Annotated in this window: 22 protein-coding genes; 6 read left to right on the forward strand and 16 right to left on the reverse strand. The window is 44.8% G+C overall.

Features of this window, described 5'->3' with window-relative positions; genetic code table 11:
• Positions 1 to 13: 13 nt before the first annotated feature.
• The 10 genes from FKN08_RS01825 to gap all read right to left on the reverse strand — a co-directional run bounded on the left by FKN08_RS01825 (position 14) and on the right by gap (position 10,128).
• Complete coding sequence (locus FKN08_RS01825) at positions 14 to 298, reverse strand: putative quinol monooxygenase (protein ID WP_170891153.1); 285 nt, start codon at positions 296 to 298, stop codon at positions 14 to 16.
• A gap of 17 nt (positions 299 to 315) precedes the next feature.
• A complete protein-coding gene (locus FKN08_RS01830) occupies positions 316 to 711 on the reverse strand; it encodes a VOC family protein (protein ID WP_005397245.1) in 396 nt (131 codons plus the stop codon).
• 151 nt (positions 712 to 862) lie between these two features.
• Entirely contained in the window at positions 863 to 1,162 is a 300-nt protein-coding gene (locus FKN08_RS01835; RefSeq protein ID WP_031780613.1) for a ribbon-helix-helix domain-containing protein, read from the reverse strand.
• A 136-nt stretch (positions 1,163 to 1,298) separates the two neighbouring features.
• A complete protein-coding gene (locus FKN08_RS01840) occupies positions 1,299 to 2,876 on the reverse strand; it encodes an alkaline phosphatase (RefSeq protein WP_170891155.1) in 1,578 nt (525 codons plus the stop codon).
• 397 nt (positions 2,877 to 3,273) lie between these two features.
• A complete protein-coding gene (locus FKN08_RS01845; protein ID WP_170891157.1) occupies positions 3,274 to 3,633 on the reverse strand; it encodes a hypothetical protein in 360 nt (119 codons plus the stop codon).
• Between the two features lie 251 nt (positions 3,634 to 3,884).
• A complete protein-coding gene (locus tag FKN08_RS01850) occupies positions 3,885 to 4,832 on the reverse strand; it encodes a ChaN family lipoprotein (RefSeq protein ID WP_170891159.1) in 948 nt (315 codons plus the stop codon).
• Between the two features lie 97 nt (positions 4,833 to 4,929).
• Positions 4,930 to 5,757, reverse strand: coding sequence for a 23S rRNA (guanine(745)-N(1))-methyltransferase (gene rlmA, locus FKN08_RS01855; RefSeq protein WP_170891161.1), 828 nt, complete (start codon positions 5,755 to 5,757; stop codon positions 4,930 to 4,932).
• A 96-nt stretch (positions 5,758 to 5,853) separates the two neighbouring features.
• Entirely contained in the window at positions 5,854 to 7,890 is a 2,037-nt protein-coding gene (locus tag FKN08_RS01860; RefSeq protein ID WP_170891163.1) for a methyl-accepting chemotaxis protein, read from the reverse strand.
• Between the two features lie 199 nt (positions 7,891 to 8,089).
• Positions 8,090 to 8,974 (reverse strand): D-hexose-6-phosphate mutarotase, encoded by an 885-nt coding sequence (locus FKN08_RS01865; protein WP_012841555.1) that lies wholly within the window; start codon positions 8,972 to 8,974, stop codon positions 8,090 to 8,092.
• Positions 8,975 to 9,132: 158 nt separating this feature from the next.
• On the reverse strand, positions 9,133 to 10,128 hold the full coding sequence (gap, locus tag FKN08_RS01870; RefSeq protein WP_012841556.1) for a type I glyceraldehyde-3-phosphate dehydrogenase: 996 nt from the start codon (positions 10,126 to 10,128) through the stop codon (positions 9,133 to 9,135).
• Between the two features lie 337 nt (positions 10,129 to 10,465).
• On the opposite strand from gap, the gene msrB reads away from it, so the two are divergent.
• A complete protein-coding gene (msrB, locus tag FKN08_RS01875; protein ID WP_047010128.1) occupies positions 10,466 to 10,876 on the forward strand; it encodes a peptide-methionine (R)-S-oxide reductase MsrB in 411 nt (136 codons plus the stop codon).
• A gap of 115 nt (positions 10,877 to 10,991) precedes the next feature.
• On the opposite strand, the gene FKN08_RS01880 is transcribed toward msrB, so the two are convergent.
• Positions 10,992 to 11,813, reverse strand: a complete 822-nt coding sequence (locus tag FKN08_RS01880) for a DUF2989 domain-containing protein (RefSeq protein ID WP_170891165.1) — start codon at positions 11,811 to 11,813, stop codon at positions 10,992 to 10,994.
• A 101-nt stretch (positions 11,814 to 11,914) separates the two neighbouring features.
• On the opposite strand from FKN08_RS01880, the gene FKN08_RS01885 reads away from it, so the two are divergent.
• Positions 11,915 to 12,199: a DUF1315 family protein gene (locus FKN08_RS01885; RefSeq protein WP_005380700.1), complete on the forward strand. Its 285-nt coding sequence runs from the start codon at positions 11,915 to 11,917 to the stop codon at positions 12,197 to 12,199.
• Between the two features lie 105 nt (positions 12,200 to 12,304).
• Here the strand turns inward: FKN08_RS01885 and ansA are convergent, their stop codons facing one another.
• Positions 12,305 to 13,318, reverse strand: a complete 1,014-nt coding sequence (gene ansA / locus FKN08_RS01890) for an asparaginase (RefSeq protein WP_170891167.1) — start codon at positions 13,316 to 13,318, stop codon at positions 12,305 to 12,307.
• A 164-nt stretch (positions 13,319 to 13,482) separates the two neighbouring features.
• Positions 13,483 to 15,333: a signal peptide peptidase SppA gene (sppA, locus tag FKN08_RS01895; protein WP_047010130.1), complete on the reverse strand. Its 1,851-nt coding sequence runs from the start codon at positions 15,331 to 15,333 to the stop codon at positions 13,483 to 13,485.
• Between the two features lie 224 nt (positions 15,334 to 15,557).
• Between sppA and FKN08_RS01900 the strand changes: the two genes are divergently transcribed.
• Positions 15,558 to 17,570, forward strand: a complete 2,013-nt coding sequence (locus FKN08_RS01900) for an NADPH-dependent 2,4-dienoyl-CoA reductase (protein WP_170891169.1) — start codon at positions 15,558 to 15,560, stop codon at positions 17,568 to 17,570.
• Positions 17,571 to 17,629: 59 nt separating this feature from the next.
• On the opposite strand, the gene FKN08_RS01905 is transcribed toward FKN08_RS01900, so the two are convergent.
• On the reverse strand, positions 17,630 to 18,946 hold the full coding sequence (locus FKN08_RS01905; protein ID WP_170891171.1) for an MFS transporter: 1,317 nt from the start codon (positions 18,944 to 18,946) through the stop codon (positions 17,630 to 17,632).
• A 173-nt stretch (positions 18,947 to 19,119) separates the two neighbouring features.
• Here FKN08_RS01905 and FKN08_RS01910 point away from each other — a divergent pair, with 173 nt between their 5' ends.
• Positions 19,120 to 19,668 carry an NAD(P)H nitroreductase gene (locus FKN08_RS01910; RefSeq protein ID WP_005396515.1) on the forward strand — a complete coding sequence of 183 codons (549 nt, stop codon included), beginning with the start codon at positions 19,120 to 19,122 and terminating at the stop codon, positions 19,666 to 19,668.
• A 104-nt stretch (positions 19,669 to 19,772) separates the two neighbouring features.
• Positions 19,773 to 21,740, forward strand: a complete 1,968-nt coding sequence (locus FKN08_RS01915) for a DNA topoisomerase III (RefSeq protein WP_074191645.1) — start codon at positions 19,773 to 19,775, stop codon at positions 21,738 to 21,740.
• Between the two features lie 44 nt (positions 21,741 to 21,784).
• On the opposite strand, the gene FKN08_RS01920 is transcribed toward FKN08_RS01915, so the two are convergent.
• Positions 21,785 to 21,991, reverse strand: coding sequence for a hypothetical protein (locus FKN08_RS01920; RefSeq protein WP_005380717.1), 207 nt, complete (start codon positions 21,989 to 21,991; stop codon positions 21,785 to 21,787).
• Positions 21,992 to 22,174: 183 nt separating this feature from the next.
• Positions 22,175 to 22,864, reverse strand: a complete 690-nt coding sequence (locus tag FKN08_RS01925; RefSeq protein WP_145532801.1) for an SDR family oxidoreductase — start codon at positions 22,862 to 22,864, stop codon at positions 22,175 to 22,177.
• A gap of 271 nt (positions 22,865 to 23,135) precedes the next feature.
• On the opposite strand from FKN08_RS01925, the gene FKN08_RS01930 reads away from it, so the two are divergent.
• Complete coding sequence (locus FKN08_RS01930; RefSeq protein WP_170891172.1) at positions 23,136 to 24,059, forward strand: histone deacetylase; 924 nt, start codon at positions 23,136 to 23,138, stop codon at positions 24,057 to 24,059.
• Positions 24,060 to 24,071 lie beyond the last annotated feature (12 nt).

Consider the following 24,071-nt stretch of genomic DNA (forward strand, 5'->3'; position numbering starts at 1 on the left):
TTAAGCGGTGTTTTTACAGTTCGTTAAAGAACACCAATTTCGGTTCGCATTCTAGCAAGTTGTCTATTTGGCTAATCAAAAGAGCAAAGTGTTCTGTTTCACCATGAAGATCGAACGCTTGTTGGCCTTTAAATTGCTCTTGAAAAACGAAGTGGCACGCATTGTCTTTATCTTGGAATAATTGATAACGAACACAACCTTCTTCATTGCGAGTGGGTTCAAGTGCCCGGGTAAGCACTGCTTTCAGTTCCTGTTCTTTTCCCGGTTGTGCGTGAAAGGTAGCAGTCAAGTGAATCATGATGTTTACTCTTTTTGTTATAGGTAACGCCCTTGGCGTTGTAAGAACTCAATTTTGTAACCATCAGGATCAGTCACAAAAAAGAACGTTGCCAAATGTTTTTGTTGGTGATCAAAAGCTTTGATGTCACCCGCTTCAATACCGAGAGATTTAATGCGTTTGTGAGTTTGTTCGATGTCCTCTACGCTGACAGCAAGGTGACCGTAGCCTGAGCCGTGAGTGTAAGGCTCAGTTTGATCGTGATTGTGTGTCAACTCTAATTCAAAGCCAGTTTCTTCGTTGGCTAGATAGGTTAGAGAAAAACCATCAAAGATGTATTGGTCTTTGATTTCTAGCTCAAGTACGTCGCGGTAAAATTGTAGAGAACGGTCCAGATCGCTGACTCGGATCATGGTGTGAATCATTTTTGTCATGGGTACTCCTTGATAGTCCGCATAGGTTAGCGAGTTCAAAAGGAGTCTGGGTAGTACTCTAGTACGACAAATTAGAACATGCTCAATGGCTTACAACTCTGTTGCATAGCCTAAGAGGGTTATTGGTAGGTTGGTCAGCGGTTGGTTGTCATTAAGTGTTTAGTTGTGTCAGTGCTTGACGAATCGTCTCTTTAGGTTGGCGAGCGTAAGTGAGACAGGCGCAGCGGAGTAGGGAGGCAAAGTTGTTTACTTCACCATTGTATTCGAGCGCTTCTTGATAGACCGTACTAATAAACTTAGGAACAGTCATGTTTTGAGCGTTAGCAATTTCCTCAAGAATCGTCCAAAAGCTTGCTTCAAGTTTTACACTTGTGGCGTGACCATCAATACGGATAGAGCGGGTGATGAACTGGTAGTTGTCTTGGGGCTGCTTAGCAAATATTTCGCACATTTTCTTCATTCATATAATCAAAGACCTATAATTATTGAGGTTTATTGTTTAAAACGTCAACTATTTTCATGTATAAAAAAACGCTCCCTTACGAGAGCGTTTGAACATCACGAGTCGTGAAGTAAGTGCAAGCCGATTATTTGATTTGTTGCTTTAAGTACTCACCTAACTGAGAGTGGTGCATGATTTTTGATACCGGAAGGATAGTTTCTGCCGGCCCCCAAGCAAATACGTTGACTGGGGTATGCGTATGAGTACCCGTTCCCCATACTGTGTTTTGCTTTGTTGCATGCTCACGAGCTAGCAAGTTGCCACGGTCGTTGTAAGGAAAGAACGCATCAAAGTCATTGATTGTAGGAACGTTCTCTTCGCTTAAGTATTTGTGTCCAGCGAGTCGGTATGGATTTGGTTTACTTGCTAGTACGCGTTCAGCTTGCTCAGGCGTAATCGAAAAATCGCTATTTGCGTTCACGACTTCTGCAAACTTCGTTGGGGTTTGCTCTTTCTTATCAAGCGCTTGGAACTCACTGATCATGCCGTAGTAGCTTTTCTTTTGGTTGTATAAACCATCAAGGATCTCGAACTTACCAAAGTTGAAGTTTGGCGCGTAATCTTGATTTTTGAATGCTTCGCCATCGCGTTTTTGCGGTTTAGGCAAGTTTGCTGATGAGTAACTAAAGCCGAAAGAACCGGTCTCGTGGTCAGCGGTAACAATGATCAGTGTGTCATCACGGCCTTTTGCCCACTCATAAACCGAGTCTACCGCTTCGTCGAACTTGATCATTTCATGCAGCATCGTACCCGCATCGTTACTGTGGCCAGCCCAGTCAATTTGACCGCCTTCAACCATTAAGAAAAAGCCATCTTTGTCTTTTGAAAGGATGTCGATTGCTTTGGTGGTCATTTCTTTCAGTGATGGCTGCGTACGTTTTGGATCGTTTTTGCTTTGACTGTAGGCAATACCATCGTTCATGCCAGAGTAAGCAAAAAGTCCAAGTAATTTGTCACCTTTAGCTTGTGTGAGCATATCGCGGCTGAAAGCCAGGTTGTAACCTTGGTCTTGCGCCTCAGTAAGCAAGTTGCGCTCATCTTTACGTTTCGACTTTAGGTAGACATTACCTTCAGTGAGCTTTTCAAGTTGCTCGTATGTCTCTCCCTTGTCGTTTGTCGACTTTGGAATCCAATGACGAAGTCCGCCAGACATCATCACGTCTACGCCAGTTTCTAGCATGTCCGCCGCAATACTGTTTTCTAGAGAACGGTGTGGTTGATGAGCGGCAAATGCGGCTGGCGTTGCATGAGTCATACGTGTATCAGAGACGAGACCCGTAGCCTTACCTTTGCTTTTGGCTTTTTCCAAAATGGTTTCAACGTGGTTGCCTTGGCTATCAATGCCAATGACTTCAGAAGCGGTAGGTAGTCCTGTTGCTAGCATCGTTGCGGAGCACGCAGAGTCGACGACAATCGCGTCTTCTGGATTGGTCAGTGATGATCCAATCACACCTTCTTGAGCGAGTTTATACAACGCGGTAGTTTCGCCTTTGTAAATCGAGTTAGGTGCGTGTTTGGCGTAAGTCTCTAGTAGACCAACTTGTTGAGGCCCCATGCCATCGCCGATCATCAGAATAACGTTTTTGATTTCGGCCGAGAGTGCATTAAAAGAGAGGGTTGATGCTGCCACTGCGGTAACGATTGGAGATACTAAGCGCTTCATTATATTTTCCTTGTTTATTGAAAGCGCTGGCATTAAAACAATGATTTATGAAGATTTTATGTCGGTAATAAAAGTTTAACTAAATTGTCGTCTTTGCTTGGGTTTGTAGAAAAAGTGAATCAGCCTCTAACGTTTGTGAATTTAGAAAGAAGAAAGCCCACAAACGTGGGCTTGGATTACGCTTAGGAGTTGAAAGCATGGACTAAAGTTATCCATTCAGTGCCTTCACAAGAAACCTAGTTTAGGGAGCAATAAACGAGTATGCGTTCTAAGGTCATAAGAGCGGTCGAATTGAGGAGTATATAACCTACGTTTACGACATATCGTTCTTTGACGTATCAAATTATGGGCTGCAGTTAGTGATTTATTCAAATAGGATTTATTGTCGTAACGATTATTAGACCAACGCTAATATGATGCCACCGACAGTGAGGGCCGCAGAAAGGTATTGACCCGCAGAGTATGAGCCGTCTTCTTCTTCCTCGATTTTGTCAGGGTGATCCATGCCAAGTGCGCCATGTGTAAAGGACTCCACTTTTTCACCAACAGATTTATCTTCTGCTTCTACTCTCTTACTGTCGTGTTCGATTTGCTGCAGAGCGGCGAGGAGCGCTTTGCCCTCAGTAGACAGTGTCACCTTATTGTGTTCGACTTTTAGCGGCGAAGCGATGCCTTCCTCTTGTGCAATACTTGTTTGCTTAGAGGCGACAGATTGTTTGGCATAGCTATTAACAGAAGTGCTTCCTACTGGATTCATCGAATACTCCTTGGAACATCGACACTCGTTCACTGAGTGCGGGTAAAAAGCAGTTATATTACTATCGGCGGCAAAGTCTATTTCTGAAGCTATTTGGATAAAAACAGGTCTGCTTTTGCCGCTTCTGGTTTCTATTCGTGATCATTAGCAAAAAATAGACCAGCAGGAAGCAGACCGTTGTCACTCTATGAACTCGGAGCAGTGTGATGATGCAACGCAACGACAAGGTAGTAACTTAAATTGGAGACCAGCTACTTACATTGAAGATCGCTATTGCGCTTAGTGAGGTGTTGATATGCCGCCATGCGGTGAGCATCTTGTACATACCGTACTGGTGGTGCAAGAACCTCTAACTGATAATCAGTATGATCAGCAAGCACATTATCTGTTGGGCTAATTACAACCACTTTTAAGCTCGGGTTGCGGCTTAAGATGGATGCAGCCGTACCCAACCCTTGCTCGGTGTGAAACTTGCCCGCAACATGGACAACCTGAGCGCCTGGGTTGTCGTCTAGGTAGCTAACGATAGATTCCGCCATAGTTTCATCCCAAGTAACTTGAGCTGCAAACTGTTTTTCCGTCTGCTCTGGCTTACCGTGATGCATGGATGCCATGAACTTTTCTTTGTACGGACTACTACCAGTGTTGATGGCTTGTGCAATGAACATCCGCTGATCATCATCGAGCTTGTTAATGTAATCTAGCCCTTGTCGACCAATACATCGGACAATGCCCTTTGGTGCATTCGCTGCAATCACCGGGAGATTTTTCTGCTTAGCAAACTCAACGAGAGGGCGATAGTCGCTCTCATAATTGGGCCAAGCATTGGCTTGTTTCATCAAGTACTGTTCACCGATTTCCCCACGCAGGTAAGCGTCAACAACAGGTTGTTTGTCGCGGGTAAATTGTTCCATTGATAACGCGAGTGGGCGGTCATAAGATGAAAGTTGTTTGAGCATATCTGTTTGAAAGCGATGAACGCCGGCATGTGTGTGCCATTCACCAATAAGAATGACATCTGCTTGTTGCAGCTCTTTTGGTAGTTCACTTAGAGCGATGTGCTCGCCAGAAGGAGTGTAAAGTTGGTAGTCGTAAAAAGTAGTGACTTCCGCAGAGGTAGGGTGAGAGTTAGTTGACGGAACAGAAGAACAACCAGTAAGTAAGCCAGCAAAGAGCAAGCTTAAAATAGAAAAGCGCATTGAAAAGCCTCCAAAAATGTCCGGATGATATTAATGGAGGCTGAGCAATGAATCAATATAAATGATAACTATTTGCGTTTGTTGTCTGCCACTATTATTACTGAGTGGACTTTTTGCGATATACGCGTAGCATAAAATCAGCCTCACATTGATAGAGTGTAGCGGACTTCAACTCTTCACGAAGTGCATCGGTTGCTTTCCATGCGAATGGCGTCATTTGCAATAAATCGAATGCGGCCCCGTCCTTCAAATTCATAACATAGTTAAGATGTTGTTGATGCTCTAATTCATATCCTTCAATATGTTCTGGCTCTTCACTGTGAAGACGAACATCTTGATAAATGCGTTCACGTAGTTGGTATAAGTGACGGCTTGCAGGTGTCACCGTGATGACCACACCGTTCTCTTTTACAACGCGTTGCAGCTCTTCTGCCTTGCAAGGGGCATAAATGCGCAAAATAGCATCTAAGGATTCATTCGCGAAAGGAAGCCGATGGCTAGAAGCGACGCTAAAGTGACACTGTGTGTAGCGCTTCGCCGCATAACGAATCGCAACTTTTGAAATGTCCAATCCATATATAGTCGCATCGTCCGTTTGCGTTTGTATCGTTTTCTGCACTTGATCCGTGTAGTAACCCTCGCCGCAACCAATATCTAATAACTGATGATCGGTTCCCTCAGTGTATTTCGCGCACAGCTGCGCAACCTCTTGGCGCATTGGGTTGTAGTAATTCCCTTCAAGGAATCGACGACGAGCTTGCATCATCTCTTTATTGTCACCAGGATCTTTAGAACGTTTGTGGTGCGCTGGCATCAAGTTAACGTAGCCTTCTTTTGCTAAGTCAAACTGATGATTGTTTTCGCACTTAAACGTTTTTTCATTTAACGCTAGAGTTTGGTGGCATAAAGGGCATTGATAGTTCATGACGATCTCGAACAGAAAGTAGGGCGGCAAATTCTATCAAAAAGCGTGGTCTCAAGTGAAACAAAAAGAGCCGATGGAATCGGCTCTTATTCAGTATTAGTGGAAGAAGTCGACTTGCTCTTTCAAGTTCCGAGCTTGTTGTTGCAGTTCAATGGCACTTTGCGAGGTTTTCGCGCTGGTGTCGCGGCTTTCTCGGTTTAGCTCACTGATAGAATGGGCATTTGCAGCAATTTCTTGGGATACTTGCGCTTGCTCTTCTGAGGTCGCAGCAATGGCGTCGGCTTGAGACGCTATCGACTGGACTTGTACTGCGATGGCCTCTAATGCTGTACCTGCGTCTTGTGCTTTGTCTAAGACCTGATTGGCACTGCGTTGGCTGTCGGTCATCATATTAACTGCATTGTGAGTAGAGCCTTTTAGCTTCTCAATAATTTCAACTACATCCTGAACTGAGCTTTGTGTACGGTGCGCAAGTGTGCGCACTTCATCTGCTACAACTGCGAAGCCACGACCTTGCTCACCTGCTCGTGCGGCTTCAATGGCTGCATTCAACGCAAGTAGGTTGGTTTGCTCTGCAATCTCATCAATCATCTTCGTGACGGTTTGAATACTCTCACTATCGCGATTGACTTGCTCGATAGCCGCTGCTGATTGATCCAACTGATCGTTAAGTTGAGCAACATCGATACATACGCCTTCCACAATCGCGAGACCAGATTGACTATCGGTATTCGCTGAGCGTACGTTTTCCGCAATGCTTTCGACTTGTTGTGCGACAGATTGAGCGGAAGAGGCCATTTCTTCAATCGCTGTCACAACTTGCTCGACTTCTTGTTGTTGTCGGTCGGCTTGGGTCAAATTGCTATGGGCATCGTTGGCAACGCTGGTGGAGTTGCTCTCCACTAAGTCGCTTGTTGAACGGATCTTGCCAACAAGTTCATTGAGCTGACCTGCCATACTGGCAACACCCGAACTCAAGTTCGTAATTTCATTCTTTGATGCTTTACGAGACGCTGGGACGTTCAAGCTGACCTCGCCGCCCGCCAAGCGAGTCATATAGGAGTTTAGAACGGTCAGAGGTTTTAAGCTGCGATTCAAGAAAAGTGTCAGTACAACAAAAGTAATGATTGCCGCTACCGAAGAAATGATGGCGATAAGTTTGAGTAGTGTATCACTGCCTTTGGTCACTTCTTTGATGAACGTACCACCCAGTAGTTTCCAGTTCCAGCCTGGTACTTCGGTAAACACTAAGTACTTTTCGCCGACTGTTGAGCCGAATTGGTAAGGGTAGAGAATTAATCCGCTCTTTTGTTCAAAAATTTTATGGAAAGGCTTATTACCCTCGTAGTCACGAACTTCTGTGATTGAAGGGTCGGTTGCACTTTTGGTCGGATGGAGTAGGTACTTACCAAGATTGTTGTCGTCGTTGTCGACAATGATGGTATAGCCAGTATCGCCCCATTTAATCTCCTCTAGCGCATCGAATAGCGTTTGTGTTGCTTGATCTACAGGCAAACCAATAAACGATAACCCTGCAACTTTTCCTGTAGCATCTTTAATTGGAGAGTAATAGGTAATGTATCGTTCGCCGTACAACTTTATTTGAGCGTAATATGGCTGACCAGCTTTTAGTTGCTGATAACCTGGGTGGTCGAGACCTAGCGTGGTTCCCACTGCTCGTTGACCTTGTGGATCTTTTAGTGAGGTAGATACACGGATAAAGTCATCTCCCAAAGGCGCGAATAAAGTCGCGATAGCACCGGTATCACGTGTGAAGCTATCGACCAGCTTTGTGTCGTTAATTAAGTTTTCACTGTATTGAGTGATGTTTGGTATTTCGTGACCCATGAAATCAACGGTATAGTTTTCGACATAAACACCGGCAAGGTAGCCATTACGAAAAGTGGACTCGAGCACTTTAGCGGTATGCAGATAAGCATCGAATTGGCCAGCAATGGTTTTTGCCATCGACTCTACTTTAGATTGGTGCTCTTTAAGGGTGCTTTCCAGTAGAACATCGGAAGCGTTACGGTAAACAAGCGCAGCAATACTGCTGAAAGCAATGAATAGACACAAAGTGATAACCAGCTTTAACTGGAATCCGACACTTTGATTTCGGTATCTCTCTAACATAGATCAGTTCCTGATATTTTTATTATTTATGAGTTTTGTATCGGCATGCTATCGGTTTATATGATCGAATTTTTTGATATTTATTAATGAAATAGTCAAAAGTGACTGATAACCAATAAGTTAGTTGAGAGAGGACCATCTAGTCGGGGCTTTTATTACAAAAAAGGTCGGGTATTCCCGACCTTTGATCTGGTTATAACTACTGCACTGAAATTACAGTGACAAGTTCATGAGTCTCACCTGGCTGGAGCGTTTTACCTTGCTCGATACTTGGAGCGTGAACAGTAGATTCAACACACAGCATGGTTTGGTAACCATCGTCAGCCATATCAGCCATACCTTGTGCACCTTCTGCCCAAGGGTTCCAAAGTACCGCGGAGTTATGACCATGGTTTTCCACGCTTAATGTACGATTCAGTTCCGGATCTTTTACCAAAATTTTCGCTTCTGGTTGCGTGTAAACGCGATCAATGGTGTCTGTGAGTTGCAGAACATCACCACCTTGGCATACCGCATCAGCTTTCAAGCTATCAATGTACTCGGCACCCATGCCTGTTGTTTGTGCTTGCTTAATGTCTCCAACGTTTAGGTAAGTATGTAACGCGCCAGAGAAGGTCCAAGCTTCGTCATCGATGTTCATGACTTTGAGTGTCACTTTTAGCTCATCGCCAACTTCAACCACTAAACGAGCGTCAAACATATGTGGCCAAATATCGTGGATTTCTTCTGTCGGGAACAGAGCAAGTTCAACAATCACGCCGTTATCGTTCTCGCGATGTTCAACCAGCTCCCATTCAGCAGTACGTGCGAAACCATGAGCCGGTGCTGCAATACGGCCAAACCATGGCCAGCAAACGGGAATGCCGCCTCGCAGGGCTTTTTTCCCGTCGAAAATCGCCTTCTCGCTCATCCAAATCAAATCTTCATGACCAGCAGGAGTGAACGAAACAACGTGACCACCATGTAAGGATATGCCTGCTGTCGCTTTCTCATGAATAACACGTACTACTTTGACCTGATCAATTTCAACGACAGTAACGTTATCAGATAACACGGTTAGAGCTGGGAGAGTTTTTAAATCCATGTGCTGTTTCCTATCATTGGGGAAAGTAGGGTTTCGACATCCGTCGCAAATACAATGCAACAGCGCCGAGGTATTCTCTCAAATTCCAGATACAAAAAAGGCGACTCTAGAGCCGCCTTTTCTTTAACGAAGTTATTCGCTAATTGCTAACTATCTAATTACTTAGAGATGTGAGCGATTAGGTCTAGAACTTTGTTTGAGTAACCGATTTCGTTGTCGTACCAAGATACAACTTTAACGAAGTTATCAGTTAGAGCGATACCAGCTTTAGCATCGAATACAGAAGTTTGAACTTCACCGATGAAGTCTTGAGATACTACTGCATCTTCAGTGTAACCTAGAACACCTTTTAGTTCGCCTTCAGAAGCTTCTTTCATTGCTGCACAGATAGCTTCGTAAGATGCGCCCTCTTTTAGGTTAACTGTTAGGTCAACTACAGAAACGTTAGCTGTTGGTACGCGGAAAGCCATACCAGTTAGTTTGCCGTTTAGTTCTGGAAGAACAACGCCTACAGCTTTAGCAGCACCAGTTGAAGATGGGATGATGTTTTGAGAAGCACCACGACCACCGCGCCAGTCTTTAGCAGAAGGACCGTCTACAGTTTTTTGAGTTGCTGTAGTAGCGTGAACTGTAGTCATAAGACCAGATTCGATACCGAACTTGTCGTTAAGAACTTTAGCGATAGGCGCTAGACAGTTAGTAGTACAAGAAGCGTTAGAAACGATGTCTTGACCAGCGTAAGTAGCGTGGTTAACGCCCATTACGAACATTGGAGTAGCGTCTTTTGAAGGACCAGTTAGAACAACTTTCTTCGCGCCAGCTTCGATGTGCTTACGTGCAGTCTCGTCAGTTAGGAAAAGACCAGTTGCTTCTGCAACAACGTCAACACCGATTTCGTCCCACTTAAGGTCCGCTGGGTTGCGCTCTGCAGTAACACGTACAGTTTTACCGTTAACGATTAGGTTACCGCCTTCAACTTCAACAGTACCGTTGAAACGGCCGTGAGTTGAGTCGTACTTAAGCATGTATGCCATGTAATCTACGTCGATAAGGTCGTTGATACCTACAACTTCGATGTCAGCACGCTCTTGCGCTGCACGGAATACGAAACGACCGATACGGCCAAAACCGTTAATACCTACTTTGATAGTCATTATAGTTGCTCCACAACTTAATTTCTGATTAAAGATAACTGGTAGTAAAATTACAGAATCCAGTAAACATCTGCAAGTGATAATCGGACTTAACTTGTTTAAAGTCAAAAAAAAGCGACGCTTTTTTTAACAATTCTTCGCAAATGTTCGTTTTTTAAACTTTTAACTGATTCTTCTGTAGTCCAGTTGGCGTAATATAACTGGTGAGATAAGTGCTCTTATCAAATTAATTACGCATGGTGTCCTGGTGAGAAAGTATGTGCTACAACTGTTAAGAGAAGCAAGTTTTTTGCTAAAAAAGTCAATACCAAAAACAGTAAAGAAGGAGCAGAAAGTCGTGGAACAAAACGGGAAAAAAGTGGCGAAGTCAGATGAGCAGTGGCGTGAGCAACTTTCTGAAGAAGAGTTTCGTGTCTGCCGAGAGCAAGGTACAGAACCGCCTTTCAGCGGTAAACTACTGCATAATAAAGAGACGGGTGTTTATGCTTGTACCTGTTGCAATGCCCCTCTCTTTGTCTCTGATAACAAGTATGACTCTGGCTGTGGTTGGCCAAGTTTTGATGCGCCCATCAATGATCAAGCGGTGCGCTATTTAGAAGATCTGAGTCACGGAATGGTACGTACAGAGATTCGTTGTGCCGCATGTGATAGCCATCTAGGGCACGTTTTTGAAGATGGCCCACAGACCACGGGTGAGCGTTTTTGTGTTAATTCAGTGTCGTTAATTTTCAACAAATCAGAACAATAACGACAAAATTGTGCTCGATAGTGTTTTATCCTTTCAATACGATTTGTTGTAAGTAGAAAACAGAGTGTAGTTTCACCCAAAGAAAAACTCCCGCCAATTGCGGGAGTTTTTTCGTTTATATCTCTTTGGATATCATTGCTGGAGAGTAGTTCCCTCTCTCTATGGCTTTTGCCACCGATTCAGCTAATTCATCTAGCTGCTGATATTGCTCTGCATGACTAAAATTAAACATACGCTTGAGCTGCTTTTCATCAGCAAGCGGGACGTCGAATCTTTTTGCAACCATTGCCCACAGATACGCGCGCTTTTTTTCTCCAAGCCCTTGATGAATGCTTGCCATTGATTTGAGAATGATCGGATTAAGGTTGTCTTCATCCGATAAAGACAACGCTTTATTCAGCAGTATCAACGTTTTCTTAGCATCTCGATTAGTATAGAAAGTAGCTAATGCATATTGCATCTCAGCAGTATTTAACTTGGGTGAGCCTTCCATTTGTAAAAATGCGCGACGAGCTTGGATGTCACCCGTTTGAGACCACAAAAAATACAAAGTAGCGGGGTCTTCTGAGCTTTTTAACTCGTTTACGATGCGTTCTAGCTCATCAATACTGTGTACCAAAGCGTTAAAACGCTGTCTCTTGAGAGCACTTTGATCAATAGGTGTGATCTGAGAGGCGAGTTCTAAGCATTTCCTATATTCAGCGACCAGACCGTATTCGATAATTTGACTGGCTTCTGATGGATGTTTCAGTTGCTCAAACCGATGCCATACTAAGTTTGTTCTGGGAACTCGACATTGCCCGTCATCCATATTGAGCTGTTTGCAGCGCAGCTCTGGTGTTTTTTGGCACAACTCTTCGGTTGTCACGTTACCTTCGAAACAGCCCGTTAGTGCGAGACTTGTGAGGCCGAGAAGTAACCAGTGTGTTCTTTTCATGGCTTTGCTTGTGATCCGTTACACCAATTCATTTTCGTATTCTTGACTCAGTTTCTTAACCCGTTATGTTCTGTAAATAGAATGTAATAAGAAGGTACATTATGGACGCAGAACAACTATTACAAGCGATGACTCCAGAAGTTTATGATCGCTTAGTCTATGCAGTAGAAACGGGAAGATGGCCTGAGGGTACAACACTTTCTAAAGAGCAGCGAGATTCGTGTATGCAAGCTGTGATGTTGTATCAATCAAAACATAATACTGATGCGCAGCACATGACGGTTGCGGCAGGTGGTGAAATCAGCTTTAAATCGAAGCAAGAACTTAAAAAACAATTTAGCGGAGAAGAGAGCGACATTGTTCGTGTCAATCCGAACATTGATTAAGCGAACCTTTGATTTTTACAGGGTGTCGTTTACCGCTACTACTTTGACTTTAAAAGAAAAAAGCCCAATCTCTATTGGGCTTTTTAGATCGTAGTAAGCTTGAATTTACAGGCTCATCTCACCACGCAGTACTTGCTGCATTCTCTCTTTCACTTCTTCGTAAGAAAGGTTTTGGCTTAGAAGGTAATGCAGTTTTGCTAGTGCCGCTTCTGGCGTCATGTCAAAGCCGCTGATAACTCCAGAGTCTGCCAGTGCACAACCCGTGGCGTAGCCGCCCATATTCACTTTGCCTGCCAAACATTGAGTCAGGTTCACGACAATAACGCCGCGCTCAGAGGCTTCTTTAAGGTGGCCCAGTAGCTCAGGGTTTTGAGGCGCATTGCCCACACCAAAAGTCAACAGAATCATCGCATTTACAGGCTGACGAAGCGTATTACGAATAACTTCATGTGATATACCAGGGTACATGGTGATCACACCGATTGGTTGTGGTGTGATGTTGTGAACCTTAAATTCACCTTCTGGTTGTGCACCAACGGTTACGCTGTTGCTTACTTGAATATTGATCCCGGCTTCCAGTAGTGGAGGAAGGTTTGGTGAAGTAAAGGCATTAAAACCGTCCGCATGAGATTTTGTGCTGCGGTTACCACGCATCAACTGATTATTGAAGAACAAAGTCACTTCGTTGATCGGGTAGTTTGCGGCAATATGCAGAGCATTCAATAGGTTTGCTTGACCGTCAGAACGCAGCTCCGCAAGAGGGATCTGTGAACCCGTAACAATCACTGGCTTGCCAAGGTTTTCAAGCATGAAAGACAATGCAGATGCTGTGTATGCCATGGTGTCAGTACCATGTAGGATGACGAAACCATCGTATTTGTCATAGTTGTCACGAATATCATCCGCAATCTGCTGCCAGTCGGCAGGCGTCATATCTGATGAGTCAATCAGAGGATCGTATTCGTGGATAGTGTAATTCGGCATTTCAGGACGGTGAAACTCTGGCATGCTTGCTAGTTGCTTTTCCATAAAGCCAGCAATAGGCACATAGCCGTGATCCGATTTTTGCATTCCGATGGTGCCACCGGTGTAAGCGATGTAGATGTGTTTTCTAGTCATCGTTTTTTCTTTCATGTAGGGGAACAGAGGCGGGGATTATATACCTAAATAACCTTGAGATGCGAGGCTATGCGCACAGCATCAGAAAGTCATCTGAGGAGATGTTGAGCGTAATAAAAAGGGCACCTCAAGTAGAGATACCCTTTGTAATATTAGTGAAAAAGCTACTGCACTTGGCAGTTCAAACAAAATGCGTATTGACCTTTAGGATCGTTAAAGCTTTGTAGCAAGCTTGCGTCTTGTTCGAACTGTTGAGCTACGGGTTGAAGACTTTTTGGTAGCAAGCTGGTTGCATCAATACCTAGAGAGACTTTCACCTGTTTCATGAACTCTTGTAAAAATAGTTCAGTGGGAGAAAGCGGTTCTTCTACCCAGTAAATGCCGTAATCGGTCACATTCGCCAGTTTTGCCGCTAGTTCTACGGCATCATCAAAGTCACCCATCTGGTCGACAAGACCAAAGGATAGTGCGTCTTGGCCAGTCCAAACTCGACCTTGAGCAACTTTGTCAACTTCCTCTAGAGACATATCGCGATTCTCGCCAACTAGAGAAATAAAGCGCTTGTAACCGTGCTCGATACCTAATTGGAATACTTGAGACGCGCCGTCAGAAAGGCCAGTGGTAATGCCGTCACCAGAGAACGGCGATGTGCCAACGCCATCAGTATTAATGCCTAACTTACTAAAGCCTTTTTCAAACGTGGTGATGACACTAAAAATACCAATGGAACCCGTCAGTGTTGTTGGCTGAGCAACGATCTTGTCTGCGCTCATTGAAATCCAATAACCACCAGAAGCGGCTAAACTCGACATGGATACAACAACTGGCTTGCCTGCTTGTTTCAGTGCTTCTACTTCGTTGCGAATCACTTCAGAGGCAAAGGCACTACCCCCAGGGCTATCTACTCGCAACACGACCGCTTTCACCTTTTCATCATTGCGTGCTTGACGCAGCAAGCTTGCGACGGTGTCACCTCCGACAGTACCACGAGGTTGTTGACCATCCATAATCGCGCCACTTGCTAGAACAACGGCGATATCGTGCTGAGGTAGTGTGTAATCAGGACGAATCGTTGCAAGGTAGTCGTAGTAACCAATCGCGTTGTAGCTGTCTTTGCCGTCACTACCAAACTGTTTGGCAAATAGAGTGCGAATGTCTTGGCGTGTCGCGAGTTCATCAACCAAGCCCATTTTAACCGCGAGCTGAGCAAGATCACCATTCACTGACTTCATTTCGTCAATCAGCTCATCCATGGTTGGGTTAAGCACTTTCGCATCAATATTTCTGTTTGTGGTTACGTCATCAACAAAAGCACTCCACAACTGAGTAACCCAGCGTGTTGCAGACTCTTTCGCGGCATCGGACATGTCATCACGAATAAAAGGTTCGATAGCGGATTTATAAGTACCTACGCGAAAAACATGAGTAGAAACATCGAGCTTTTCCAATAACGTTTTGTAGTACATTGAATAGGCACTGTAACCTTTAATCAATACGCCGCCATCAGGTGCTAGGTAAACTTTATCAGCGTAACTTGCCAAGTAATATTGGCTTTGGTTGTAAAAATCACCTACGGCGTAAACGGGTTTACCTGACGCTTTAAATTCGTTCAACGCTTTCGCGATGTAACGTAATTTCGTGAGATTTGTTTCTGGCATGTCTCGCAGTGCTAGCACTAATCCAGACACTTTAGGATCGTCTTTCGCGTAGCGAATAGTATCAACGATATCGAAAAGGACGTTTTCTTTCGGTAACTCATTGCCCAAAAGGGAACCAGCAAAAGAGTCCATTGGATTTACATAGCGTCTTTGTTCGACAATCGGACCTGAAAGGTTCATCACCAATGCCGACTCTTTTTCGACGACGGGTTGACCGTCTCCGGTATAAGTAAAAGCAAAGTAGAAAACGGCAATCATCAGCAAGAAGATCAGGTTTGCCAGTGCGAGTCTGATAAAGGTGATGCTCTTCCATATCCCTTTAAATATCAAACCAATAAATTTGAAGAGTTTTTTCATCTTGTCTCCATAACGAGATAGTTACGCCGAGTCTAACAAAGTATGGGTTCTTATCTCTAAGATCTCAAAAGATAACATTTTTTTAGCTTATCACGACCACTCAACAATTGGCATATTTTCACGCGAGATTGATCGGTGTTACAAAAATGTAAACGCTTGTTTGATTTTTTGGTTGAGCGGGCTTAATCTGGTCAGACCATGATAATAACAATGGATGTTAAGTGATGTCTGCCATGTACCCAAACCTATTAAAGCCACTGGATCTCGGTTTTACACAATTACGAAACCGAGTCCTGATGGGATCAATGCACACGGGCTTAGAAGAGCACAAAGAAGGATTACAGAAGCTCGCGGCTTTCTATGAAGAACGCGCGAAAGGCGGTGTTGGACTGATTGTAACCGGAGGTTTTTCTCCGAACTTACGCGGTCGTTTGCACCCATTGAGTGCTGAGTTCAGCAAGCCAAAGCATGCCAAGGCCCACAAAGTTGTGACAGAAGCGGTGCACAAGCACGGTGGCAAAATTGCCCTACAAATTCTTCATGCTGGGCGTTATGCCATGCATCCATTCTCGCAAAGTGCGTCTGGCATTAAAGCGCCAATTGCAAAGTTTGCTCCGAGTGAAATGAGCGACCGCCAGATTAAGAAAACCATTGATGCCTTTGCGAACAGCGCTGAGTTAGCCCAGCTTGCTGGTTATGATGGCGTCGAGTTAATGGGCTCGGAAGGTTACCTGATAAACCAATTCTTATGTAAGCGCACGAACATGCGTTACGACGATTGGGGTGGCAGTTACAAAAAACGTATGCGTTTTCCGCTAGAAATTGTCAAAGCGGTTCGTAAGGCGGTGGGCGACAAGTTCATCATCATTTTCCGTCTCTCTATGCTGGATCTTGTCGAGCAGGGCAGCACATTTGAAGACGTTATCGAATTGGCGAAAGCGCTTGAAGAGGCTGGCGTCACGATTATCAATACGGGTATCGGTTGGCACGAGGCTCGAGTTCCTACCATTGCGACTCAAGTACCACGCGGTGCGTTTACGTGGGTTACGGAAAAAGTTAAGCCTCACGTTTCGGTTCCTATCATCACTTGTAACCGAATAAATACGCCAGACGAAGCAGAACGTATTCTATCTTCTGGGCATGCCGATATGGTTTCGATGGCGCGCCCATTCTTGGCTGATCCTTACTTTGTTGCTAAAGCCGAACAGGAAAAAGCGCAGCTTATCAATACGTGTATTGGTTGTAATCAGGCGTGTCTAGATAACGTGTTTAAAGGTAAGCGCGCCAGTTGCTTAGTGAACCCTCTAGCGTGCTATGAAACCGAAATTGTTGTTGAACCAGCCTTTAAGAAGAAAAACATTGCAGTTGTTGGTGCAGGCCCTGCGGGCTTGGCTTGTGCGACTACACTGGCTGAACGTGGCCATAAGGTTGATTTGTTCGAAAAGAACGACCGCATCGGTGGTCAGTTCCGTCTTGCGATGCAGATCCCTGGCAAGGAAGAGTTTCGAGAGACGATACGATATTTCGCTAACCGTATTGATGAAACAGGCGTGAATCTGCACTTATCGACGGAAGCGAACTATGACTTACTCACAGAATACGATGAGATAGTGATGGCATCGGGTGTTGAGCCACGTAAAGTCAATATTGATGGAATTGATAACCCAGAGAAAGTCGTCGACTATCAAACTCTCATTCGAGACAAAACGCCAGTCGGTGAGAAAGTGGCTATCGTTGGTGCTGGTGGTATTGGCGTAGATGTCGCGACCATGCTCACAGAGCCAGTTGGACAAACGTTGGATGACTGGTTGCATGAATGGGGAATCGACAAAGAGATGTCTCAACCGGGTGGTTTATACCCTTACCCTGATGCGGTCAGCGATAAAGAAGTCTGGGTGCTTCAGCGTCGTAAAGGTCGTGTAGGTAAAGGTCCGGGTAAAACGACAGGTTGGATCCATAAACGTACCCTTGAAAAACGGGGCGTACATTTAGTCGGTGGCGTGTCTTACGATAAAATTGATGATCAAGGTTTGCACATACATGTAGACGGAAGCGCGCAGTTACTTAATGCAGACAAAGTTATCATTTGTGCGGGGCAAGAGTCTGTACGTCCATTTGAAGATAAATGGTCTGAACTTGGAGAAAAGATTCATATCATTGGCGGAGCTGACCATGCGGGTGAACTTGATGCTGTGCGTGCGATTCGTCAAGGTGTTAAATTGGCGGTAAAACTTTAGTCTTTCAATGTGTGTTTACTATGAAAGCTGCGCTTTGAGCGCAGCTTTTTTGTATAGAACTAGTCACTGATATCTGGCAGTTGTTTGGCCATTACCACGCCAGCAAGAGTAATAAAAGAGAACACTAACACCACAGCTGAAAGGCTCAAAAAGTTCGACATAACACCAAGAGAACTCATTAGAAGCAGCATTATCCCAACTACCGTGTTACTCACGGCTACATAGCTTGTCCGTTTGTCACCTTCCGCGATATCAACTAAGTAGGTTTTTCGTCCGACTCGTATTCCGTCGTGGGCAATGCACACACAAAAGTAGAGCAGAGGAATCACGAATAGGAAGCTTTGGCTAGCGGTGACCCACGTATCGTAAACAAATAAAACAACGCCAAGTAGCGCGCTCATCGTTGCGCCGATGACCATCACACTGCGGCTAGAGCGATCGGACATTCTTCCCCAGAAAGGACCTGACACAAAGGAGGCCAAGCCACTCGCAAACATAAAGAGAGCTAGCACCCAGAGCTGTCCACCGAGAGATTGCTGTGCCAGCACAATGTAGTACGGTGCACTCAGCGCAGAACATAAAAATAGTGTCCGCGTGATAACGAATCGACGAAAGGTCACGTCTGTTTTAAGTAACGCGAGTTGTTTAAATGCCTCAAGGACGCCATTTCGACCACCGTCTACCTCACCGGCATACTCATTAATTCGTGCATAAACTAATGCCGCAATAAGCCATATGGCGCCCGCTAACCCTAAACTCAGACTGTAAAAGCGCTCCGTCGGCTCTACGTCCCATAGCCAGGCTAGTGCCAGAAGGCTAGCGAAAAGCAACGTAACAAGGCCAGCAGCGCTTGAAGACCAGCCGTTGACTTGACCTCGTTGGTTTTTGGGGATGGTTTTTCCCAACACATCTTTTGATGCGACGGAATTTAAACCGCGTGAGAGGCTGAAGATCACAAGACATGCAATTACACCATAACCCGCAGCAGCTCCTGTCAGAGTTAATGCGACCACTCCGATTGCAAATATGGAAAGAGCCTGCAAGATGCTGCCAATTACCCAGAACCATTTTCTTACTGGAATGCGTCGGATGTAGTGCGCGATGCTAAGTTGTGGGATAAGGGAACCTGATTCACGAATAGGAACGAGCCAACCAATTAAGTAAACCGGTGCCCCGAGACTTTGTAGTATCCACGGCAACGTGACTTTGGGGTTGATTAACGCATCGCCGACCTTCGTTAAAAACTGAGCAAGAATGATTTTAAGAAAGTTGCCGGGAACTTGATGACAAGCTGATTCAGGAATCGCCTTACAGGCACGGGCATCTTCGTCATTAACGATCTTTTCGTAAATGCTGTTTTGTTTATCCTTGTTCATCAACCTGCCTATGTTCAACTTATTCATTTCGCGAATAAATTAACATTAAATCCAGTTTGATGTTAAGTGAAGCACGTTATCAAGCCCACAGAAAACCGGTTGTTATTCGCAGGAGCAGATTGTGCTAAAGTGGCGTAAACAAAATAACAACGATATTCGATAAGGATTCTTTCATGGACGCTCTCGATCTTTTGCTCAATCGCCGATCTATCGCGAAGTTATCTGCGCCTGCACCAGAAGGTAAAGCGCTTGAGAACATCATTCGTGCAGGCCTTCGTGCGCCTGACCATGCGGGATTAACCCCTTGGCGTTTCGTTATCGCACAGGGCGATGGTTTGAAAAAACTGTCAGATATCTTGGTAAAAGCGGCAGAAGCTGAAAATAGTGATGAAGCGGTGGTCGAAAAGGTGAAAAATGCGCCATTTCGTGCGCCAATGGTGATCACGGTGATTGCTAAAGTTACGGAACATGAGAAAGTGCCTGCACTAGAGCAACACTTATCTGCGGGATGTGCCGTACAATCCATGCAGATGGCAGCGGTAGCGCAAGGCTTTCAAGGATTTTGGCGCTCAGGTAAGTGGATGTTCCATCCAGAAGTTCATCAAGCGTTTGGTTTAGAAGGCGACGATGAGATTGTTGGTTTCTTGTACCTAGGTACGCCTGGTTGCACACCGATGAAAGTTCCTGAGCGTGACCTCTCTCAGTTTGTTGAATTTCTATAACTGAAAACTTAAACAAACTTGACTGTTTATTTATACAGTTTTTCTTGATTTATTAGGGCTACATTCGTTAATGTGGCCCTAATTATATTTATTTCCAAAACGTTATGTCTCGTCTGTTTATTGCTGAAAAACCAAGCTTAGGCCGTGCGATTGCCGCTGCACTGCCAAACCCTCAAAAGAAAGATCAAGGATTCATCCGCTGTGGGAACGGGGATATCGTTACTTGGTGTATCGGCCATTTGCTCGAACAAGTCGAACCTGACGCTTATGATGAGCGTTATAAAAAGTGGAATATGGCAGATTTACCAATTGTTCCGCAGCAATGGCAGCTCAGACCGAGGAAAAGCGCAAGTAAGCAATTAACAGTGATTCGTAAATTGCTCAAAGAAGCTAACGAAGTCATTCATGCAGGAGACCCAGACCGAGAGGGTCAGCTGTTAGTTGATGAAGTTCTCGACTATTGCAAGTTATCTAAAACCAAGAAGGAATCCACACAGCGTTTGCTGATTTCCGACTTGAACTTACCTGCGGTTAAACGTGCACTCAGTTCTATGCGCAGTAATCGCGAGTTTATCCCACTTTCAGTTTCTGCATTGGCTCGCTCTCGGGCTGATTGGTTGTATGGCATGAACATGTCTCGTGCTTATACCTTGCTTGGTCAAAAAGCAGGGTATCAAGGTGTTCTCTCGGTAGGGCGAGTGCAAACGCCAGTTCTTGGCTTAGTGGTGCGTCGTGATGAGGAAATCGAAAACTTTGTACCGAAGGACTATTTTACCCTACATGCTCTGATCCCATATCAAGATGCCAATGGTACTTTTGATATTCGTGCTCGTTGGAAGCCAAGTGAGGCATGCAAGCCTTGGCAGGATGAAGAAGGGCGAGTGTTAAACCGTAAGTTAGTGGAAAACGTTGCAAACCGCATTGCAAATCAACCCGCGAAAGTGACGGAGTCGGAACAGAAGCAAACCAAGCAATCCGCACCACTACCTTATTCATTATCTGCTTTACAGATCGATGCAGCAAAGCGCTATGGCATGAGTGCGCAACAAGTGCTAGATACTTGTCAGGCATTGTATGAAAAGCACAAGCTGATCACTTATCCACGTTCAGATTGTCGCTATTTACCGATGGAACACTACTCACAAGCAGGGACGGTGACAACAGCTATTGCGAATAACGCAAAAGAGCTGCAAGGTGCCGTTCAGGGAGCAGACTTAACATTAAAGTCCAAAGCCTGGAACGATAAAAAAGTGGATGCGCACCATGCGATTATCCCTACACCAAAACAAGCTAATGTGAATGCGCTTTCGGGCAATGAGATGAAAGTGTATCAATTGATTGCGCGCCAGTATCTCATGCAGTTTTATCCGGCGGCGGTTTACGCAGAAGCGAAATTAGTTTTCGATATCGCTGGTGGTACGTTTATCGCGAAAGGTCGTCAGTTAGTTTCGCCGGGTTGGAAAGCGCTAATGGGCAAAACTGACAAGGAAGATGAAGGTATTGATGCCGTACCACCGTTACCAGAAGGCACCGTGTTAACTTGTCGTGAAGGGGAAATAAAAGACCGAAAAACCGAGCCACCAAAGCACTTTACCGAAGCATCGCTGTTGCAAGCGATGACCGGGATCGCCCGTTACGTTGCGGATAAAGAACTGAAAAAAATCCTTCGTGATACTGATGGGCTAGGTACGGAAGCGACTCGCGCTGGTATTTTGGACACGCTGTTCAAACGCCAACTGCTCACGCGTCAAGGTAAATCAATTCTCAGCTCTCCTGCGGGAAGAGGTCTCATTCATGCCTTGCCACAGGATTCAACGTACCCAGATATGACGGCTCATTGGGAGCACCAGTTACAAGGTATGGCAGAGAGAAATCAGGCATATCAGCCGTTTATGCAAGCACTAGAGCAACGCATTGATGGCTTGATGGCACAAGTAAAAGCAGGGCCGATCCCTGATTCATTGCGTCATCTACCCAAAGTGGAACGTCCTGCGTTTAAACGTAAAAAGCGTAGTTATTCAAAGAGTGGTGGCGCAACTAAATCTGGTGCAGCCAAAGGTAAGCGGGCATAGGACAAGCGCGGCGTAATTAAACACCGCGCATGCTTGAAAATAGATTACTCGAATAGGTCACCGTGGTTTTGGATCGCGCCTCTTACTTCACCTTGAGTTAACACGCGTTTGTCCAGAACCTCTTTCACCTGGTTGCCCAAGTCAACTAATGTATCTCGATTCGCTTGAGTTTGGCGTTTACCAGCACTTCTCAAGCAGTAGTTTAGCTCATGCTCTTCGCTAAAATTAACCAAATCCCTATCTGCTGCCATCGTGCCTTCTCCTTAATTGTTCTACTTTTTCATAAGTCTGGATTGGATATAGATAAATTCAAGTTAGATTGCGCGAATTATGCTGGTAGATCGCCGATGAACATTATGTTTGCCAACCAAGTCACGATTATGAAGCCTAGCTTAGGTGTTATTTGGTTTATTGATGGTTGTTTCTTAACGCCGCTACCAAGGTAGCTCAGTACCATCGTAGTTAATAAATCGACCTGAAAGTTGCGGTGTACTCAGCTCTATCACGTTCGCTAGGCCCTGCGCGGAGGTTTGCGTATCGATCAATGCATTTGGCCCGCCCATTGCCGTTTTTACCCAACCAGGATGAAGCGCTAAAACGGTAAATCCTTCAGGTGTTAAATCATTACTCAAGCTTTTAACAACCGAGTTTAGCGCCGCTTTCGATGAACGATAAATATAACCGCCACCGGACGTATTTTCGGTCATGCTCCCCACTTTTGATGAGATACAAGCAATCTTTTTCATCTTGCCTTGTTGTAAACGTGGGTAACAGTGCTCAACCAGTTTTAACGGTGCAATGGTGTTCACTTCGAAGACTTTACGCCATTCTTCTACGTCAGTGTTTCCAAAGCCATATCCCCTGGGGCCATAATATCCTGCATTGTTAATGAGTAAGTCGATGGCCGGGAGTTTATCGGCAAGCTTAGCGACTTGTTCGTAGTGAGTGACATCCAGTTCGTGCAAAACTAGATTGCTGTAATGTGAGGCTAGAGTTTGTAGTTCTGAACTGTTCTCTAAGGAACGGCTAGTAGCGTGTACTTGATGGCCTTGCTTCAGGTACAGCTCAGTTAAGCTAAGGCCAATGCCGCGATTTGCTCCGGTAATAAAGACGGTTTGACTCATACAAACACCTATATTTTTTTGATTTCAGTTGAAAGTCATTGTGTTAGCTAAGCGCAATGAAATCAACCAGCCACCACGCACCAACAACGAAAGATGAAAATAGGGACAGAGCACAAAGAGAGCCAAACAGTGCGCCGAGAATAGCAAAGAAAGTAGAATTCATATGTATATTAAATTTAATTGATATTGAAAATCATTATCAATTAAATTGCATTTTATTCAACCCTTGAAGTTGATACTATTTCGTTACCATTGTTATTAAGAATTTCTCATGCTGCCATTTATCTACCACCCGATTTATTCTCAACTTGAGTTGCCAGAGGGGCATCGTTACCCAATTATGAAGTACCAGTACCTCTATGAATCGGTATTGGTACATATGGAGAAAGATAACTGGAAAGAACACGTGCAGTTTTTCCAGCCAGAAGCATTAACTGTTGAGGAAGTAAAACGTGTTCATGACCAGGAATACGTCGACTTGCTAGTGAATGGAAACATGCCAGCTGCGAAAATGCGCCGAATAGGTTTTCCTTGGAGTGAGTCTCTCATTACCAGAACGCTAACTTCAGCGGCGGGCACGGCTTTGACCGCAAATAAAGCACTTGAGTATGGTGTGGCCATTCATTTGAGTGGCGGGTATCACCACGCACACAAAGAGTTTGGCAGTGGTTTTTGTTTATTTAATGACTTAGTGATCGCGGCCAGGCAAGCGCTCGAAGTCGAGCATGTCGATAAAGTATTGATCATTGATAGTGATGTTCACCATGGGGATGGAACAGCAACTTTGTGTCACGATGAGCCAGATATCATCACGCTTTCTTTCCACTGTGACAAAAACTTCCCGGCTAGGAAGCCTCAGTCTGATCTAGATGTGCCTTTGGTGCGAGGAACAGGTGATGAGGATTTTTTAATGGCGTTTAAAGAAGTGGTCGATATGGCACTTAATCTTCATCGCCCTGATTTAGTTATCTACGATGCTGGTGTTGATATACATCAAGACGATGAGCTTGGATATTTTGATGTGTCGACGCAAGGGATTTTAGAGCGTGATAGATTTTTAATGCAAACAATGAAATCGCGAGGTATCCCTGTCGCAGCTGTCGTCGGAGGTGGATATCGAACGAATCATGGAGACCTCGTCCCAATCCATTTGCAGCTCATTAATGCCGCTAAAGAAGTTTTTGTTGGTAAGTAAATACAACTAGAC

The organism is Vibrio sp. 1-2 (7-a), assembly GCF_013048515.1.
GTDB classification, from domain to species: domain Bacteria; phylum Pseudomonadota; class Gammaproteobacteria; order Enterobacterales; family Vibrionaceae; genus Vibrio; species Vibrio diabolicus.

Coding starts and splice junctions, on each gene's coding strand:
- FKN08_RS01825 (WP_170891153.1), bottom strand. CDS start 298: ATGATTCACTTGACTGCTACCTTTCACGCACAACCGGGAAAAGAACAG.
- FKN08_RS01830 (WP_005397245.1), bottom strand. CDS start 711: ATGACAAAAATGATTCACACCATGATCCGAGTCAGCGATCTGGACCGT.
- FKN08_RS01835 (WP_031780613.1), bottom strand. CDS start 1,162: ATGTGCGAAATATTTGCTAAGCAGCCCCAAGACAACTACCAGTTCATC.
- FKN08_RS01840 (WP_170891155.1), bottom strand. CDS start 2,876: ATGAAGCGCTTAGTATCTCCAATCGTTACCGCAGTGGCAGCATCAACC.
- FKN08_RS01845 (WP_170891157.1), bottom strand. CDS start 3,633: ATGAATCCAGTAGGAAGCACTTCTGTTAATAGCTATGCCAAACAATCT.
- FKN08_RS01850 (WP_170891159.1), bottom strand. CDS start 4,832: ATGCGCTTTTCTATTTTAAGCTTGCTCTTTGCTGGCTTACTTACTGGT.
- rlmA (WP_170891161.1), bottom strand. CDS start 5,757: ATGAACTATCAATGCCCTTTATGCCACCAAACTCTAGCGTTAAATGAA.
- FKN08_RS01860 (WP_170891163.1), bottom strand. CDS start 7,890: ATGTTAGAGAGATACCGAAATCAAAGTGTCGGATTCCAGTTAAAGCTG.
- FKN08_RS01865 (WP_012841555.1), bottom strand. CDS start 8,974: ATGGATTTAAAAACTCTCCCAGCTCTAACCGTGTTATCTGATAACGTT.
- gap (WP_012841556.1), bottom strand. CDS start 10,128: ATGACTATCAAAGTAGGTATTAACGGTTTTGGCCGTATCGGTCGTTTC.
- FKN08_RS01880 (WP_170891165.1), bottom strand. CDS start 11,813: ATGAAAAGAACACACTGGTTACTTCTCGGCCTCACAAGTCTCGCACTA.
- FKN08_RS01885 (WP_005380700.1), top strand. CDS start 11,915: ATGGACGCAGAACAACTATTACAAGCGATGACTCCAGAAGTTTATGAT.
- ansA (WP_170891167.1), bottom strand. CDS start 13,318: ATGACTAGAAAACACATCTACATCGCTTACACCGGTGGCACCATCGGA.
- sppA (WP_047010130.1), bottom strand. CDS start 15,333: ATGAAAAAACTCTTCAAATTTATTGGTTTGATATTTAAAGGGATATGG.
- FKN08_RS01900 (WP_170891169.1), top strand. CDS start 15,558: ATGTCTGCCATGTACCCAAACCTATTAAAGCCACTGGATCTCGGTTTT.
- FKN08_RS01905 (WP_170891171.1), bottom strand. CDS start 18,946: ATGAACAAGGATAAACAAAACAGCATTTACGAAAAGATCGTTAATGAC.
- FKN08_RS01910 (WP_005396515.1), top strand. CDS start 19,120: ATGGACGCTCTCGATCTTTTGCTCAATCGCCGATCTATCGCGAAGTTA.
- FKN08_RS01915 (WP_074191645.1), top strand. CDS start 19,773: ATGTCTCGTCTGTTTATTGCTGAAAAACCAAGCTTAGGCCGTGCGATT.
- FKN08_RS01920 (WP_005380717.1), bottom strand. CDS start 21,991: ATGGCAGCAGATAGGGATTTGGTTAATTTTAGCGAAGAGCATGAGCTA.
- FKN08_RS01925 (WP_145532801.1), bottom strand. CDS start 22,864: ATGAGTCAAACCGTCTTTATTACCGGAGCAAATCGCGGCATTGGCCTT.
- FKN08_RS01930 (WP_170891172.1), top strand. CDS start 23,136: ATGCTGCCATTTATCTACCACCCGATTTATTCTCAACTTGAGTTGCCA.